Annotated in this window: 13 protein-coding genes, 1 tRNA gene and 3 pseudogenes; 3 read left to right on the top strand and 14 right to left on the bottom strand. The window is 60.7% G+C overall.

The window, feature by feature from the left end:
• Both ASD99_RS33750 and ASD99_RS33745 read left to right on the top strand, forming a co-directional pair.
• Positions 1-302, top strand: a pseudogene (locus ASD99_RS33750) (DDE-type integrase/transposase/recombinase); the annotation flags it as partial.
• A gap of 1 nt (position 303) precedes the next feature.
• A pseudogene (locus ASD99_RS33745) lies at positions 304-837 on the top strand (integrase core domain-containing protein); the annotation flags it as partial.
• Positions 838-1111: 274 nt separating this feature from the next.
• On the opposite strand, the gene ASD99_RS29070 reads toward ASD99_RS33745, so the two are convergent.
• Positions 1112-1187, bottom strand: a tRNA-Lys gene (locus tag ASD99_RS29070).
• A gap of 304 nt (positions 1188-1491) precedes the next feature.
• Between ASD99_RS29070 and ASD99_RS29065 the strand changes: the two genes are divergently transcribed.
• Entirely contained in the window at positions 1492-2007 is a 516-nt protein-coding gene (locus ASD99_RS29065) for a BA14K family protein (RefSeq protein ID WP_056582370.1), read from the top strand.
• 56 nt (positions 2008-2063) lie between these two features.
• Here the strand turns inward: ASD99_RS29065 and glpK are convergent, their stop codons facing one another.
• The 13 genes and pseudogenes from glpK to ASD99_RS29000 all read right to left on the bottom strand — a co-directional run bounded on the left by glpK (position 2064) and on the right by ASD99_RS29000 (position 16469).
• Positions 2064-3554 carry a glycerol kinase GlpK gene (glpK, locus tag ASD99_RS29060; protein WP_057145742.1) on the bottom strand — a complete coding sequence of 497 codons (1491 nt, stop codon included), beginning with the start codon at positions 3552-3554 and terminating at the stop codon, positions 2064-2066.
• A 96-nt stretch (positions 3555-3650) separates the two neighbouring features.
• Positions 3651-5378, bottom strand: coding sequence for an ABC transporter substrate-binding protein (locus ASD99_RS29055; protein ID WP_057145741.1), 1728 nt, complete (start codon positions 5376-5378; stop codon positions 3651-3653).
• Between the two features lie 78 nt (positions 5379-5456).
• Complete coding sequence (locus tag ASD99_RS29050; protein ID WP_057145740.1) at positions 5457-5744, bottom strand: DUF2160 domain-containing protein; 288 nt, start codon at positions 5742-5744, stop codon at positions 5457-5459.
• Positions 5745-5746: 2 nt separating this feature from the next.
• Positions 5747-6670, bottom strand: coding sequence for a carbohydrate ABC transporter permease (locus tag ASD99_RS29045; RefSeq protein WP_057145739.1), 924 nt, complete (start codon positions 6668-6670; stop codon positions 5747-5749).
• A gap of 1 nt (position 6671) precedes the next feature.
• Complete coding sequence (locus ASD99_RS29040; protein ID WP_057145738.1) at positions 6672-7538, bottom strand: carbohydrate ABC transporter permease; 867 nt, start codon at positions 7536-7538, stop codon at positions 6672-6674.
• On the bottom strand, positions 7539-8606 hold the full coding sequence (locus ASD99_RS29035) for an ABC transporter ATP-binding protein (RefSeq protein ID WP_056582358.1): 1068 nt from the start codon (positions 8604-8606) through the stop codon (positions 7539-7541).
• A gap of 10 nt (positions 8607-8616) precedes the next feature.
• Positions 8617-9696: an ABC transporter ATP-binding protein gene (locus ASD99_RS29030; protein WP_056582356.1), complete on the bottom strand. Its 1080-nt coding sequence runs from the start codon at positions 9694-9696 to the stop codon at positions 8617-8619.
• A gap of 42 nt (positions 9697-9738) precedes the next feature.
• The gene (gene glpD, locus ASD99_RS29025; protein WP_057145751.1) at positions 9739-11265 is read right to left on the bottom strand and encodes a glycerol-3-phosphate dehydrogenase; all 1527 of its coding nucleotides are present in this window, start codon (positions 11263-11265) and stop codon (positions 9739-9741) included.
• A gap of 111 nt (positions 11266-11376) precedes the next feature.
• On the bottom strand, positions 11377-12159 hold the full coding sequence (locus ASD99_RS29020; protein WP_057145737.1) for a DeoR/GlpR family DNA-binding transcription regulator: 783 nt from the start codon (positions 12157-12159) through the stop codon (positions 11377-11379).
• 127 nt (positions 12160-12286) lie between these two features.
• Positions 12287-13698 (bottom strand): annotated as a pseudogene (locus tag ASD99_RS29015) (pyridoxal phosphate-dependent decarboxylase family protein).
• 104 nt (positions 13699-13802) lie between these two features.
• Complete coding sequence (locus ASD99_RS29010) at positions 13803-14534, bottom strand: peptidase (protein WP_056582347.1); 732 nt, start codon at positions 14532-14534, stop codon at positions 13803-13805.
• Positions 14535-14668: 134 nt separating this feature from the next.
• Positions 14669-15463, bottom strand: coding sequence for a transglutaminase family protein (locus ASD99_RS29005; RefSeq protein ID WP_057145736.1), 795 nt, complete (start codon positions 15461-15463; stop codon positions 14669-14671).
• A 64-nt stretch (positions 15464-15527) separates the two neighbouring features.
• Complete coding sequence (locus ASD99_RS29000) at positions 15528-16469, bottom strand: alpha-E domain-containing protein (protein WP_056582345.1); 942 nt, start codon at positions 16467-16469, stop codon at positions 15528-15530.
• Positions 16470-16478: the final 9 nt, after the last annotated feature.

Genomic DNA, 16478 nt, shown 5'->3' with positions numbered 1-16478 from the left:
CTGTGGTGCGCCGACTACAAGGGCGAGTTCATGCTCGCCGATCGGCGCTATTGCTATCCGCTGACCATCACCGACTTCGCCAGCCGTTATCTCATCGCCTGCGAAGCGCTCTCGACCACGAAGGAGGCCTATGCCTTCACCGTGTTCGAGAGCGTATTCAAGGAGTTCGGCCTGCCCAACGCGATCAGGACCGACAATGGCGTTCCCTTTGCCAGCCCCAATGCGCTGTTCAACCTCAGCAAGCTGTCGGTCTGGTGGCTGCGCCTGGGCATCGACATCGAGCGCATCAAGCCGGGCTGCCCNTCCCTTTGCCAGCCCCAATGCGCTGTTCAACCTCAGCAAGCTGTCGGTCTGGTGGCTGCGCCTGGGCATCGACATCGAGCGCATCAAGCCGGGCTGCCCACAGCAGAACGGGCGCCATGAGCGCATGCACCTCACCTTGAAGAAGGAGGCCACCAAACCGGCAGGCGCCAACTTCCTTCAGCAGCAGGCCAAGTTCGATGACTTCATCRACGAGTTCAACTCAGAGCGCCCGCACCAGGCGCTCGACATGGCCTGTCCGGCCGAGCGCTATCAGCCGTCACCGCGCCCCTACACTGGCCTGCCTGACCTCGATTATCCGTTTCACGACAAGGCCGTCACCGTCACCACATGCGGACGCATCTGCTTCGACCGCAAGAAGATCAATCTCAGCCTCGTCTTCGCCGGCCAGACCGTCGGCGTCAAACAGGTCGAGGACCATATCTGGCTGGCTTCCTTCATGGACTATGATTTGGGATATTTCGATGATGAGACATGCAGGCTCGAACCACTCCAAAACCCCTTCGGGCCAAAAGTNTCACGACAAGGCCGTCACCGTCACCACATGCGGACGCATCTGCTTCGACCGCAAGAAGATCAATCTCAGCCTCGTCTTCGCCGGCCAGACCGTCGGCATCAAACAGGTCGAGGACCATATCTGGCTGGCTTCCTTCATGGACTATGATTTGGGATATTTCGATGATGAGACATGCAGGCTCGAACCACTCCAAAACCCCTTCGGGCCAAAAGTRTTACCCATGTCTCCGGTATAAACCGTAACCTATGTGTCCGGAACGGACCTAGCGATTTTTGGTGAGCGCGATGGGATTCGAACCCATGACCTACTGATTAAAAGTCAGTTGCTCTACCGGCTGAGCTACGCGCTCCCGCGGGCGCGAAAGGCGGCCCTCGAAATTGCGCGGAACATAGGGAGAGTGCCTCGACCGGTCAACCGGAAAAACAGCATTCGCAGGCCGGGCTTTTCCAGCACGAACACCGGGCCTGACGGGCCGCTTCGATCATGAGGGGCACCGCCCCGGCAGAGCAAGTGCGCGACCGGTCTGCCGCATAGCCAGCAGGTCGGAGAAACATTACAAATCAGTAACTTGGAGTTTCGCCGGGAACTATAAGCCGCCTCGCCCGTTTCCTCGCCACAAGGGACGTCAATCACCCCTTCGAAGGAGAAGAATAATGAACAAAATCGTATCGGGTATACTGGCGACCACATTGTCAGTTTCGTTCGCGGCAGCCGCCGGTCCGGCCAATGCAGCGCAAATGTTCGTGCCGCAGGCACCGGTGACGTCGTCAAATATCCTGAACGTCGCAGCCGGCGACACGCCAGCCCAACATCCCTCCCAATATCCTGAGTGGAAGCGCCACGGCGATCGCCGCAACTTCAGCCGCAATTTCAACGGCAATCGGAACTTTGCCCGTAACAATGATCGTGGCGTGTATTGGAACGGCCACCGCGGCTATCGCGAATACCATCGCGGCTATCGGCGCCATGGCGACAATTGGTTCCCGCTGGCTGCCTTCGCCACCGGCGCCCTGATCACCGGCGCGATCATCAACAGTGAAAACAACCGCGTCTATGAAGGCAACTCGCATGTGCAGTGGTGCTACGACCACTATCGCAGTTACCGCTCTTCGGACAACACGTTCCAGCCGAATTACGGCCCCCGCAAAGAGTGCCGCTCGCCGTATTGATCCTAAGTGTGAGTGGTGAGTAAAAAGGCCCGCGCCGGAAACAGCGCGGGTCTTTCTTATGCGCTCAGCGTCCTTCGCACCGCATCCCGCCAGCCCGCGAGCTTGGCTGAACGGGTTGATGTCTCCATGTCCGGCTTGAAGCGCCGTTCGAGTGCCCAGCTTTTCGCGAATTTCCTGGCATCCGGCCACACGCCGGCCTTAGAGCCGGCCAGCCATGCGGCGCCCAGCGCGGTCGTCTCCAGAATGGTCGGGCGGTCGACCGGTGCATCGAGGATGTCGGCTAGCCGCTGCATGGTCCAGTCCGACGCAACCATGCCGCCGTCGACCCGCAGCACGGTCTTGGCCGAAGCCCCCTTCCAGTCCTTGCGCATGGCGTCGAGCAGGTCGCGCGTCTGGTAGGCCACGGCTTCGAGTGCGGCGCGGGCAAATTCCGCCGGCCCGGAATTGCGCGTCAGTCCGAAAATGGCGCCGCGCGCTTCGGCGTCCCAATGCGGTGCGCCGAGCCCGACAAAGGCGGGCACTAGGTAGACGTTTTGCGTCGGATCGGCTTCCGCCGCCAGTTTGCCGCTCTGCTCGGCTTTGCCGATCACCTTGATGCCATCGCGCAGCCATTGCACGGCAGCGCCAGCAATGAAGATCGAGCCTTCCAGTGCGTAGGTCGTCTTGCCGTTCAGCCGGTAGGCGATGGTGGTCAGAAGCCGGTTCTTCGAACGCACCAAGTCGCTGCCTGTGTTGAGCAGCGCAAAACAGCCGGTGCCATAGGTCGACTTCATCATGCCTGGCTCAAAGCAGGCCTGGCCGATGGTCGCCGCATGCTGGTCACCGGCGACACCGAGGATTCTTATCTCGGCGCCAAAGAGATTTTTCTCCGTGATTCCATAGTCATCGGCGCAGTCTTTTACCTCAGGAAGCATTTTCGCCGGGATGTTGAGGATCGCCAGAAGCTCGCCATCCCAGGCATTCTCAGCGATGTTGTAGACCAGCGTGCGCGAGGCGTTGGTGGCGTCCGTGGCGTGGACCTTGCCGCCGGTCAGCCGCCAGATCAAAAAACTGTCGATGGTGCCGGCCAGCAATTCGCCCTTCTCGGCGCGTTTTCTCGCACCTTTCACCTTGTCCAACATCCAGGCGATCTTGGTGCCGGAAAAATAGGGATCGAGCAGCAGGCCGGTCTCGCGGGTGAACTTCTTCTCCAAGCCCTGTTTCTTGAGTTTCTGGCACAGCGGCGCGGTGCGCCGGTCCTGCCAGACGATCGCATTGTGGATCGGCTTGCCGGTCGCCCTGTCCCAGATGACGACGGTTTCGCGCTGATTGGTGATGCCGAGCGCCGCCACCTCGGAAGCGTGCCGGCCGGCCTTTTTCAGCGCCGCCTTTACGGTCGTCAACACGCTCGTCCAGATATCCTCGGGATCATGCTCGACCCAGCCGGAGGCCGGATAATGCTGGGTGAATTCCTTCTGCCCGCTGCCGGCAACCTTCATATCGCCGTCGAACAGGATCGCCCGGGTCGATGTCGTGCCCTGGTCAATGGCAAGGATGTATCCGGTCATTCTGCCTCCCCGCTTAGTCTTTACACAAACAGGGGAGACGGCAAGATGCCGCCTCCCCCTATTCTCATGATGAAGGCGCGAACGCCGACACCAAGGTTACTTCTGCCAGCTCTTCACCAGTTCGTCGTAGTTGATGGTGATCGGCTTTTCCTTCTCGTTCTCGATCTTCAACTGAGGAGCGAGATTGCCTTTCTTGACCGCGTCGGCGTTCCAGTAGGCGAGGTCATGCTCTTCGGCCATCTTCGGGCCGATATCGCCCTGGACGCCCGACTTCTCGATGCGGCTCATCACCTTTTCCTGCTCGCCGCAAAGCGAGTCCATTGCTTCCTGCGCCGTCTTGGCACCCGACGACGCATCGCCGATCGCCTGCCACCAAAGCTGTGCCAGCTTCGGATAGTCAGGCACGTTGGTGCCGGTTGGCGACCACTGCACACGCGCCGGCGAGCGGTAGAACTCGATCAGGCCGCCGAGCTTCGGAGCACGCTCGGTGAAGCTCTTGTCGTCGATCGTGCTCTGCCGGATGAAGGTCAAACCGACATGGCTCTTCTTCACGTCGACGGTCTTCGAGGTGACGAACTGCGCGTAGAGCCAGGCAGCCTTGGCGCGGTCGGTCGGTGTCGACTTCATCAGCGTCCAGGAACCGACGTCCTGATAGCCGAGCTTCATGCCGTCCTTCCAGTACACGCCATGCGGCGACGGCGCCATGCGCCACTTGGGCGTGCCGTCGTCGTTCAGAACTGCCTTTGCGCCGGCATCGACCATCGAAGCGGTGAAGGCGGTGTACCAGAAGATCTGCTGGGCAACCGCGCCCTGCGCCGGAACTGGGCCCGATTCAGAGAAGGTCATGCCCTGGGCTTCGGCCGGTGCGTAGGCCTTCAGCCAGTCGAGGTACTTCTGGATCGAGTAGACCGCGGCCGGGCCATTGGTGTCGCCGCCGCGTGCCGTGCAGGAGCCGACCGGCCGAGAATTCTCGTCGACCTTGATGCCCCATTCGTCGACCGGCAGACCGTTCGGCAGGCCCTTGTCGCCATTGCCGGCCATCGACAGCCAGGCGTCGGTGAACCGCCAGCCGAGCGACGGGTCCTTCTTGCCGTAGTCCATGTGGCCGTAGACCTTCTTGCCGTCGATCTCGCGGCCGGTGAAGAACTCGGCGATATCTTCATAGGCCGACCAGTTGACCGGAACGCCAAGGTCGTAACCGTACTTGGCCTTGAAGTCCGCCTTGTTCTTCTCATCATTGAACCAGTCGTAACGGAACCAGTAGAGATTCGCGAACTGCTGGTCGGGAAGCTGGTAGAGCTTCTTGTCCGGTGCCGTCGTGAACGAGGTGCCGATAAAGTCTTTCAGATCGAGGTTCGGGTTGGTGACATCCTTGCCCTCGCCCGCCATCCAGTCGGTCAGATTGCGCACCTGCTGATAGCGCCAGTGGGTGCCGATCAGATCGGAATCGTTGACCCAGCCGTCATAAAGATTTTGGCCGGTCTGCATCTGGGTCTGGATCTTCTCGACGACGTCACCTTCCTGGATGACGTCATGCGTGATCTTGATGCCGGTGATGGCGGTAAAGGCCGGGGCCAGCACCTGCGATTCATACTGGTGTGTGGCGATGGTTTCCGAAACGACCTTGATATCCATGCCGGCGAAAGGCTTCGCGGCATCGATGAACCATTGCATTTCGGCTTCCTGGCCGGCGCGGTCGAGCGTCGAAAGCGGACCGATTTCCTTGTCCAGGAAGGCTTTTGCCTCGTCCATACCGGCATAGGCATTGCCAACCCCGAGCAACAGGACAAGGGCGGTCGTTGATGTTAAAAATTGCCGTCGCATGTGTTTCCTCCACGTTACAGGTTTCAAGTGCGATCTGGAGCGGCCGCCGGCACGCGGTCGCTCCAACAGTTTCCCCCTCTATACGTAGCGGAACACGCCAACGGCGTAGACCACGGAGAGAGCGAGAGCCCACCACAGGTTGGATCCGACAAGACCCAACCAAGCGAGATGGATAAAGGCGCTGCCAAGCAGCGACAGGAAAAGACGGTCGCCGCGCGTTGTCTCGAAGCGCAGCACGCCAACGCGCGGATTGCCGCCCGGCGAGGCGTATTCCCACGCCGCCATGCCGCAAAGCAGCAGAAAGATGGTCCCGAAAAAGGCCGCCGTCGGCCAGGTCCACGCCATCCAGGTGAGGTCGAAATTCATCGTCACACCCTCCCCAGGGCAAAGCCCTTGGCGATGTAGTTGCGTACAAACCAGATGACGAGGGCGCCGGGGATCAGCGTCAGCACGCCGGCGGCGGCGAGCAGGCCCCAGTCCATGCCGGCGGCCGAAACGGTGCGGGTCATGGTGGCGGCGATCGGCTTGGCGTCGGTGGTGGTCAGCGTGCGCGCGATAAGCAGTTCCACCCAGGAGAACATGAAGCAGAAGAAGCAGGCGACACCGATGCCGCTCGCGATCAGCGGCATGAAGATCCTGACGAAGAAGCGCGGGAACGAATAGCCGTCGATATAGGCGGTCTCATCGATCTCCTTCGGCACGCCCGACATGAAGCCTTCGAGGATCCACACCGCCAGCGGCACGTTGAACAGGCAGTGCGCCAGCGCCACCGCGATGTGCGTGTCGATCAGGCCGAAGGCCGAATAGAGCTGGAAGAACGGCAGCGCGAACACCGCCGGCGGCGCCATGCGATTGGTCAGCAGCCAGAAGAACAAATGCTTGTCGCCGAGGAAGCGGTAGCGCGAGAAGGCGTAGGCCGCCGGCAGCGCCGCAGCCACCGAGATCACCATGTTCATCACCACATAGGTGATCGAATTGATGTAGCCCGAGTACCAGGATGCATCGGTGAAGATGGTGACGTAGTTGGCGATCGTAGGCTGATGCGGATAGAGCGTCAGCGAAGAGACGATCTCGCCATTGGTCTTGAAGCTCATATTGATGAGCCAGTATATCGGCAGCAGCAGCACGATGATGTAGACCGTCGGCACGATCCACCACCAGCGCGATTCCTCGCCGCGACGGCGCATCAGCCGCGCGATCTGGTCCTGCGACATTGCGCTGGCGAGTCCTTCCGAAGCCGTCGTTTCGCTCACTCTGTCCTGCCTCGTCGTTCTTTCGTTGGCGCCGCTCATCTCAGCGCTCCGCGTCGTAGTTGGTCATCACGGTGTAGAACACCCAGGACAACAGAAGGACGATGAGGAAGTAGACCAGCGACATGGCCGCGGCCGGACCGAGGTCGAACTGGCCGAGCGCCGTCTTCACGAGGTCGATCGACAGGAACGTTGTCGAGTTGCCGGGACCGCCGCCCGTCACCACGAAGGGCTCGGTGTAGATCATGAAGCTGTCCATGAAGCGCAGCAGCACGGCGATCAGCAGCACCCGGTTCATCTTAGGCAGCTGGATGTAGCGAAACACCGCCCAGCGTGAGGCGCCGTCGATCTTGGCCGCCTGATAGAAGGCATCCGGAATGGAGACCAAGCCGGCATAGCAGAGCAGCACGACGAGGCTGGTCCAGTGCCAGACATCCATGACGATGACGGTGACCCAGGCGTCGAAGGGATCCTGTACGTAGTTGTAGTCGATGCCGAGCGCGTTGACGTAGTAGCCGAGCAAGCCGATATCATTGCGCCCGAAGACCTGCCAGATAGTGCCGACGACGTTCCACGGGATCAGCAACGGCAGCGCCATCAGCACCAGGCAGACCGGCACGCCCCAGCCCTTTTTCGGCATGTTGAGCGCGATGAAGATGCCGAGCGGCACTTCGATGGCGAGGATGATGAAGGAGAAGATCAGGTTGCGGACCATCGCCTCCCAGAAGCGACTGGAAGAGAGCAGTTCCTCGAACCACTCGGTGCCGGCCCAGAAGAACACGTTGTTGCCGAAAGTGTCCTGCACCGAATAGTTGACGACGGTCATCAGCGGGATGACCGCCGAGAACGCCACCAGCACCAGCACCGGCAGCACCAGGAACCAGGCCTTGTTGTTCCAGGTCTTTTCCATCTAGGCCCCCATCTCGACGCGCCAGGAATCGGCATAGATGTTGATACCGGCCGGATCGAACCGCACCTTCGGATCGGCTGGCACGGTTTCGTCCTCACCGATCACGGCAGCGATATCGCGGCCTTCGAGCTTGGCGCGGACCACCTTGTGACGGCCGAGATCCTCGACCTTGCTGATCGAAACGGCCATACCGTCACGGCCAAGCCGGACATATTCGGGACGGATGCCAAGCTCGATGGCGCCGCTGCCCGCCTTGGGTGCGCCCGGCAATTCGATGCGCTGCGAGCCGAGCGTTGCCGTCTTGCCGTCGATCGCCACCGGCATGACGTTCATGCCCGGCGAGCCGATGAAATAGCCGACAAAAGTGTGCCGCGGACGTTCGAACAGTTCGGCAGGCGTGCCGATCTGCACGATGCCGCCATCATACATCACCACCACCTGGTCGGCGAAGGTCAGAGCCTCGGTCTGGTCGTGGGTAACGTAGACCATGGTGTAGCCGAACCGGCGATGCAGCTGCTTCAGCTGCGAGCGGAGCACCCACTTCATGTGCGGGTCGATGACGGTCAGCGGCTCGTCGAACAGGATTGCGTTGACGTCCGAGCGCACCAGTCCGCGGCCGAGCGATATCTTCTGCTTCTGGTCGGCGGTCAGCCCCCTCGCCTTCTTCTTCGCCCAGGACGCCAGATCGATCATCTCCAGCGTCTCGCACACCTTGCGGTCGACATCGGCTTCCGGCACGTCGCGGTTGCGCAGCGGGAAGGCCAGATTGTCGTAGACGGTCATGGTGTCGTAGATGACCGGGAACTGGAACACCTGCGCGATGTTGCGCTCCTGCGTCGACAGGTTGGTCACGTCCTTGCCGTTGAACAGCAGCTGGCCATGCGAGGGATGAAGCAATCCCGAAATGATGTTGAGCAGTGTGGTCTTGCCGCAGCCCGAGGGCCCGAGCAGCGCATAGGCGCCGCCATCCTCGAAGGTGTGATGCACTTCCTTGAGCGCGAAATCGGCATCCTTCCGCGGGTTCGGCAGATAGGAATGCCTGACATGGTTGACGTCGATGCGCGCCATCTCTTTCCCCTTAAGCCGCCAGCTTTGGCGCGGTCACGGCGCGGCCGCGCTCGTCGAAAACCATGATGTGGCGCGGATCGATGAACACCTCGACCACTTCGTCAGGCTCGAAATCGCGAATGCCGTGGGTCAGCATGACCCAGCGCGCATCGGCAAAATCGAGATGGATGAAACTCTCCGACCCGGTGATCTCGGTGATCGTCACCTTGGCCCGCACCGGCACCGCCGCCGCGTTGGGCCGCTCGAGCGACAGGTGGTGCGGCTGAAAGCCGATCGTATAGATGGCGTCGGAAATGCCGGAGAGTTGAGCCGGCACCGGCAGGTTCACGCCACCCTCGAGCAGGAAATCCCGGCCCTTTTTGGCGAGCACGATGGTGTTGAGCGGTGGATCGGAAAACGTCCTGGCTGTCACCAGGTCGGCCGGCTTGCGGAACACTTCGATGGTCGATCCGAACTGGGTGATCCGCCCTTCAGAAAGCGTCGCCGTGTTGCCGCCGAGCAGCAGGGCTTCGTGCGGCTCGGTCGTGGCATAGACGAAGATGGTGCCGGCGGCGGCGAATATCCTGGGCAATTCGGCGCGCAGTTCCTCGCGCAATTTGTAGTCGAGATTGGCGAGCGGCTCGTCGAGCAGGACCAGGCTGGCGTTCTTGACGATGGCGCGCGCCAGTGCGGTGCGCTGCTGCTGGCCGCCGGACAGGCTGAGCGGCGTGCGGTCGAGATAGGGTGTCAGCTTGAGAAGTGCGGCGGCATTGCGCACTTCCTTGTCTATCTTCGCCTGATCGGTGCCGGCCACCCTGAGCGGCGAAGCGATGTTCTCATAGACGGTCATCGCCGGATAGTTGATGAACTGCTGGTAGACCATGGCGATCTTGCGCTTCTGCACCGGCACGCCGGTGACATTCTGGCCGTCGAACCAGATCGAACCGGATGTCGGCACATCGAGGCCGGCCATCAGCCGCATCAGGCTGGTCTTGCCGGAGAGCGTAGGTCCAAGCAGGACGTTGAGCGAGCCGTGCTGGAGCGTCAGCGACACATCGCGGATATGCTCTGCCGCACCGACCGTCTTGGTGACGTTTCTCAGTTCCAGCATGACGCCTCCTCCCAGGCCTTCTGCATCAGCTCAAACCCCTCTTCATTCGGCAGCCGCGACATGGCGCCGACTTATGCCGCGCATGAATTCATCGAGAGCCGCCACCTGCTCGCGGCTGAGATGCAAACCGCGCTTGGTCCGGCGCCACAATACATCTTCTGATGTGACCGCCCATTCGTTTTGAACAAGATAGCGCACCTCGGCCTCATAAAGATCGGCGCCGAAGTTAAGGCCGAGATCAGAATTCGATTTGGCCAGCCCCAACAGCATCCTGGCGCGGGTGCCGTAGAGCCTGGTCAGCCGGCGGGCCAGGCGCGCGTCGAGGAACGGATAGGCGGTCTTCAGTTTCGCCACTTCGGCATCGAAACCGGTGGCCGGAAAATCGCCGCCCGGCAGTGGCGCGTTTGCCGTCCATGGTTTGCCGCGCTTGCCGAGAAAACCCTCGATCTTTTCCAGCATCGATTCCGACAGCCGGCGATAGGTGGTGATCTTGCCGCCGAAGGCATTGACGATCGGGGCAGCCCCCTCGCCGCCATCGGCCTTGAGCACATAGTCGCGCGTCGCTTCCTGCGCCTTGGAGGCGCCGTCATCATACAGCGGGCGGACGGCCGAATAGGTCCAGACGATGTCCGAACGCTTGACCGGTTGCGCGAAATATTCGCTTGCCGCGGCGCAGAGGTAGTCGATCTCGGTGTCGCTGATCTTCACGTCATGCGGATCGCCGGGGTAATCCTGGTCCGTGGTGCCGATCAGGGTGAACTCTTCCTCATAGGGAATGGCGAAGATGATGCGGCCATCCTTGTTCTGGAAGAAATAGGCGCGCGGATCGTCGAATTTCTTGGCGATGACGATGTGGCTGCCCTGCACGAGGCGGACATTGTGCACATCGTTGAGGCCGACGACGCCCGAAAGCACATGATCGACCCAGGGGCCGGCGGCATTGACCAGCAGGCGAGCCCTGATCTCCTCGGTCTCGCCCGTCTGCAGGTCCTCGATCTGGACCGTCCACAAACCGTTTTCGCGGCGCGCGCCGACCACTTTCGTACGGGTGCGGATCGTCGCCCCACGATCGGCGGCATCACGCGCGTTCAGCGCCACCAGCCGCGCGTCATTGACCCAGCCATCCGAATACTCGAAGGCCTTTTTGAACAGCGGCTTCAAAGGCTTGCCGGCCGGATCCCTGGCCATGTCCAGCGTCCTGGTCGCCGGCAGCAATTTGCGCCCACCAATGTGGTCGTAGAGGAAGAGACCGAGCCTGATCAGCCAGGCCGGACGCAGGCCCTTGGCATAGGGCAACACGAAGCGCATCGGCCAGATGATATGCGGCGCGTTCTTCCACAGAACCTCGCGCTCCATCAGCGCCTCGCGCACCAGGCGAAATTCGTAGAATTCAAGATAGCGAAGCCCGCCATGGATCAACTTGGTCGAGCCTGAGGAGGTCCCGCTGGCCAGGTCGTTCATCTCGGCGAGAAAGACGGAAAAGCCACGCCCGACGGCATCGCGGGCAATACCGCAGCCATTGATGCCGCCACCTATGACGAAAATGTCACGGATCGGAGATGAGTCCACAAGTTCCTCCAACGATTTCGCATTGCACCATTTTTGGCCTTTTACGAAACCGTGTCGGAATTATTTCGAAATGATAACGAATGTCAAACGAAATATCACGAGCACGTGATATCAGGTTGAAATCGCCCAGGTGAGCGACGTCTCGATCAGTTGAACCTCGGACTCCTGGCAGATCTTGCGCACCGACGGGATGTCGCAACGGTCGGTGATGAAGGTGTTGACCTGCGACAGGTGGCCGATGCGCACCGGTGCGGTTCGCTCGAATTTGGTCTGGTCGGAAACCAGGATGACATGCCTTGCGTTGGCGATGATCGCCTGCGCCACCTTGACCTCGCGAAAATCGAAGTCGAGCAAGGCGCCGTCATGGTCGATGGCGGATGCGCCGATCACCGCATAGTCGACCTTGAACTGCCTGATGAAGTCGACCGCCGCTTCGCCGACCACACCGCCATCGGAACCGCGCACGACCCCGCCGGCGATCACCACCTCGATCGACGGATATATCCGCATCCTATTGGCAACATTGATGTTATTGGTGATGACCATGAGGCCGCTGTGATCGAGCAGCGCCTTGCTGACCGCCTCGGTCGTGGTGCCGATGTTGATGAACAGCGAGGCATTGTCGGGGATCAGCCTGGCTGCCGCACGGCCGATCGCCTCCTTCTCGTCGGCGGCGATCTTGCGCCTCGCCTCATACTCCATGTTCTCGATGCCGGACGGGAACAACGCACCGCCATGGATGCGCGAAAGCAGCCGCTGGTCGCACAAATCGTTGAGATCCTTGCGTATGGTCTGCGGCGTCACATTGAAGTGGGTGGCCAGGTCATCGACCAGCACGCGACCATGATCCTTGGCCATCTGGATGATTTCGGCATGGCGTGGCGACAGATACATAGGCAACCTCCCGTTTTCGTTTTTCTTGTCTATAGTCGAAAACGAAACCGATGAAAAGGCATAAGCCGGCTAATGAAATGCATGTGACTGCCAAGGCAAATGCGAACGCAAACCAGATGGCGCCTGATCAAGGCATTGCACGCGCCATTTCCGTGATGACGGTGAAAGCCATATCGACATCGTCGGCGGTCGCTTCGAACTGGCCGACTTGAAAACGGATTGCTATCAGTCCATCGACCCTCGTCTGCGTCAGGTAGATGCGGCCATCATCGTTGATCGCATTGACCAGCCGCAGATTGTGCGCGTCCGCATCAGTGCCAGATGCCGCCTTGTGCCGGAACGAGAACAGCGACAGCATCGGCTCGCTGACGATCTCGAAATCTGGTTCCTTTGCCAGCCGCGCGGCAAGCCCTTCGCTCCACGCGACATGATTGCGGATCATCATGCGCAGGCTTTCCAAACCATGGGCGCGCAGCAGGAACCACAATTTCAGCGCGCGGAAGCGCCTGCCGAGCGGCACCGACCATTCGGAATAATTCATGATGCCGTCATGACCGTGTGTCTTGAGATAATCCGGCTTGATAGCCAGCGTCCTCACATGGCTTTCGGGGTCACGCAGGAATGGATAGAGCAGTCGAACTGTGCGCCCAGCCATTTATGCGGGTTGAAGACAACGGAGTCCGCCAGCTCGGCGCCGGCCCAGAAATGGCGATACTCGGGGCAAATCATCGCCGACCCGGCCCAGGCCGCATCGACATGAAGATAAAGCCCATGCCGCCTCGCCACCTCGGCAGCCGCAGCGATGTCGTCGGTGCCGCCGATGCTCGTGCCACCAACGCTGGAGATGATCCCGGCCGGCACCATGCCGGCTTCCCGGTCGGCAACGATTGCCGCCTCGAGCGCTGCCGTGTCCATGGCGCGAAAGCGGCCGCCGACCGGAATGCGCACGAGATTGTCCTCGCCGATGCCTGACACCCAGATCGCCCGATCGATCGACGTGTGCACCTGATCGGAGGAATAGATGCGCAGCCGCGCCTGCCCCGCCAGGCCTTGCCTGTTGCCTTGCCAGTCGAGTGCCCGTTCGCGCATAGTCAGCACCGCGGCCAGTGTCGCCGACGAGGCCGAATCCTGGATCACCCCGGCGAACCCTTCGGGCAAACCGAGCGCCTGGCGCATCCAGTCGACGGTGCGCGTTTCGAGTTCTGTCGCTGCCGGCGAGGTCTGCCAGAGCATGCATTGCGCGGCCATCGCCGAAACCAGATATTCCGCCACCACCGAAACCGGCGCCGCATTGGCCGGGAAATAGGCGAAGAAGCGCGGATGCTGCCAATGTGTCATTCCCGGCAAGATCTTCTCTTCGAAGTCGGCGAAGATTCGGTCCATCGGTTCGGCGTCTTCGGGTGGCGAAGCCTCTATGCTTTTGAAAATGTCGCCGGGCTCGACCAGCGGCCGCACCGGACGGTCGCGCAGCGTGCTGCGGTAGTCGGCGCCCCAGTCGGCGGCGCGCCGCGACCATTGCCGGAAATCATCGTTGTTCATCCTGTCCTCCCGACATGATGCCTCGCCGCCATCCATACCGGCCGGCCTCTTTATTAATTAACGCGTGAAATACATGCAACCGCCGCCGGCGAACGTCGCGCACCCTAGCCAGGGAAATCCGGCAGGCTGGCAAAGGCCGTCTTCAGCGCATTCGACCAGCCGTCCGAGATCGTTCGGTAATACTGGTCGTCCTGGCTGATCCGTTTCTTCAACCCGACCTTGAAGGCGTCCATCTCCAGGAAGAGCAGGTCGAGCGGCAAGCCGACGGACAAGTTCGACTTCAGCGTTGAATCGAACGACACCAAAAGCAGCTTCACCGTCTCGGCGAGGCTCATCGTCTTTTCATAGGCACGGATGATGATCGGCTTGCCGTATTTGGTCTCGCCGATCTGGAAAAACGGAGTGTCGTCGGTCGATTCGATGAAATTGCCTTCGGGATAGATCATGAACAGGCGCGGCTCGCTGCCTTTGATCTGGCCGCCGAGGATGAAGGAAGCATTGAAGTAGGAATCCGCCTTCTCGCCCGCAGGCGACGAACTGGCGATGACCTCCTTGACCGTATCGCCGACCAGCCGCACCGTCTGATACATCGACGGCGTCTCCAGAAGGGTGGCGTGACGGTCGGCAATTGCCTTGGTGCGTTCGTCGAGCAGGCTGACCACCGCCTGCGTCGTCGCCAGGTTGCCCGCCGACATCAAAACGATGACGCGCTCGCCCGGCTGCTCCCAGATATGCATCTTGCGGAAGGTGGAAATCGAATCCATGCCGGCATTGGTGCGCGTGTCCGACATGAACACGAGCCCGCGATCGATCTTCAGGCCAACGCAATAAGTCATGGAATCTCTTCTAGAGCAATTCCAGGAAAAGTGTGAAGCGGTTTTCCGTCCGGAATTGCGTTAAAACAAAGGGATAGAGCGGTTCGGCGTTTCCTTGAAACGATGAATCGCTCTGGCAGCAATCTTGCGAAGGATTACTGCTCCACCGTAACGGTGACCGCAAGCTGTTCTTCCGCCTGTCCCAGCCGAATTCCCGACACCGGCGTGGCGTCGCGGTAGTCGCGGCCCGTTGCCACCTTTACATAGCGCTCGTCAGGCGAAATGCCATTGGCGGCATCGAAGGCAACCCAGCCGAGACCAGAAACATGCGCTTCGGCCCAGGCGTGACTTGCAGCCTGCTCGACCGTCGCATCCAGCATCAGATAGCCGCTGACATAGCGGGCCGGAAAGCCCATGGCGCGCGCCGCGGCGGCAAAGATATGGGTGTGATCCTGGCAGACACCGGTCTTGAGCGCCAAGGCTTGCTCCGCCGGCGTCGTCGCATTGGTGGTGCCGGGCGTGTAGGCAACGCGCTCGCCAATGACAGCCATCAGCCGGTGAAGCCTCTCGATGTCGGTGCCCTTGCCGACCGATGCAGCGAGTTCGCGAACACCGCTGCCGATCGTCGTCAATGGTGTTTCATGGCTGTACAGCCAGAGCGGCGTAAAGCCCTGGTGTGGTCCCGAGACACCCGCGGTGTCGCGCGTCACCACTTCGCCTGATGCTTCCACGGTGATGAAGTCGCGCTCGCCCTCGACGCTCAACAGCCTTGTGTCATTGCCGAAATGGTCGACAAAGTGAACCTCTTCGCGCGCGCCTTCGATGGCCAGCGCCCAGGACAGAACGGTCTGCGTCGATCCGCTGACCGGAAGCAGCCGCAGCCGCTGCAACAGATAGTGCACCGGTGCGTCGTAGCGGTATTCGGTCCGGTGGGTGATCTTCAGCCGCATGCTTTTTTTCCGTTTGTGAGCATGATCTTATCCGAAAACCGATTCCCACTTCTCAGGATCATGCTCAATTGAACCGGTAATCTTGTGCGATTTCGTCGCCGAGCTTGGTGTTGTCGCGAATGAACTTGGCCAGGAATTCATGCAGGCCAGTATCGAAAATATCCTTGATCGACCCGGCTCTCAGCATTGTCTGCGTCTTCTCGGCCGTTGCGTGGCAGGCATGGCGCTCGCCGTAATCGTCGCCGAGGAATTTCAGATGCTCCGACAGGAAGCGATAGCAGAAGGTCAGCGAACGCGGCATGCGAACATTGAGGATCAGATAGTCGGCAATGTTGGTCGGCTTGTAATCGGCGTCATAGACCCAGCGGTAGGAACGATGCGCCGAGACCGAACGCAGGATCGATTCCCACTGGTAGTTGTCGAGCGTCGAGCCAACCCAGGAGATCGACGGCAGGAGCACGTAGTATTTCACGTCGAGGATGCGCGCCGTGTTGTCGGCGCGCTCGACATAGGTGCCGAGTTGCGAGAAGTCGAAGATCTCGTTGCGCAGCATGGTGCCGTAGAACGAGCCGCGGATCAGCGCCGTCTCGCGCTTGATCGCGTCGAGCACGCTGGGCAGGTCGCGCTCGTCGATCGGCCTGGCCAGCATCCGCTTCAGCGCCATCCAGGCTTCGTTGATACTTTCCCAGGTTTCGCGCGTCAGCGCGGTGCGCACCATGCGGGCATTGTTGCGGGCCGTCTCGATCGACGACATCGTGCTCGACGGGTTCGACGTGTCGCGCAACAGGAAGTCGGCGACATTGGCGGCGGTATAGTCAGAATATTTCTGGCTGAAGGTGACGTCGGAACCAGCGCTGAGCAGCACCGAATTCCACTCTTCCGAGGCGCTCTGGGTACGAGTCAGCGCCATGCGGAGGCCGGCATCGACCAGCCGCGCCATATTCTCGGCCCGCTCGATGTAGCGGTTCATCCAGTAAAGCCCGTTGGCGGTGCGGCCTAAAAGCATACAAGAACC

The organism is Mesorhizobium sp. Root695, from assembly GCF_001428185.1.
GTDB lineage: Bacteria > Pseudomonadota > Alphaproteobacteria > Rhizobiales > Rhizobiaceae > Mesorhizobium.
The sequence above is the reverse complement of the archived record's forward strand: the minus strand, read 5'-3'. Positions and strand labels throughout refer to the sequence as shown.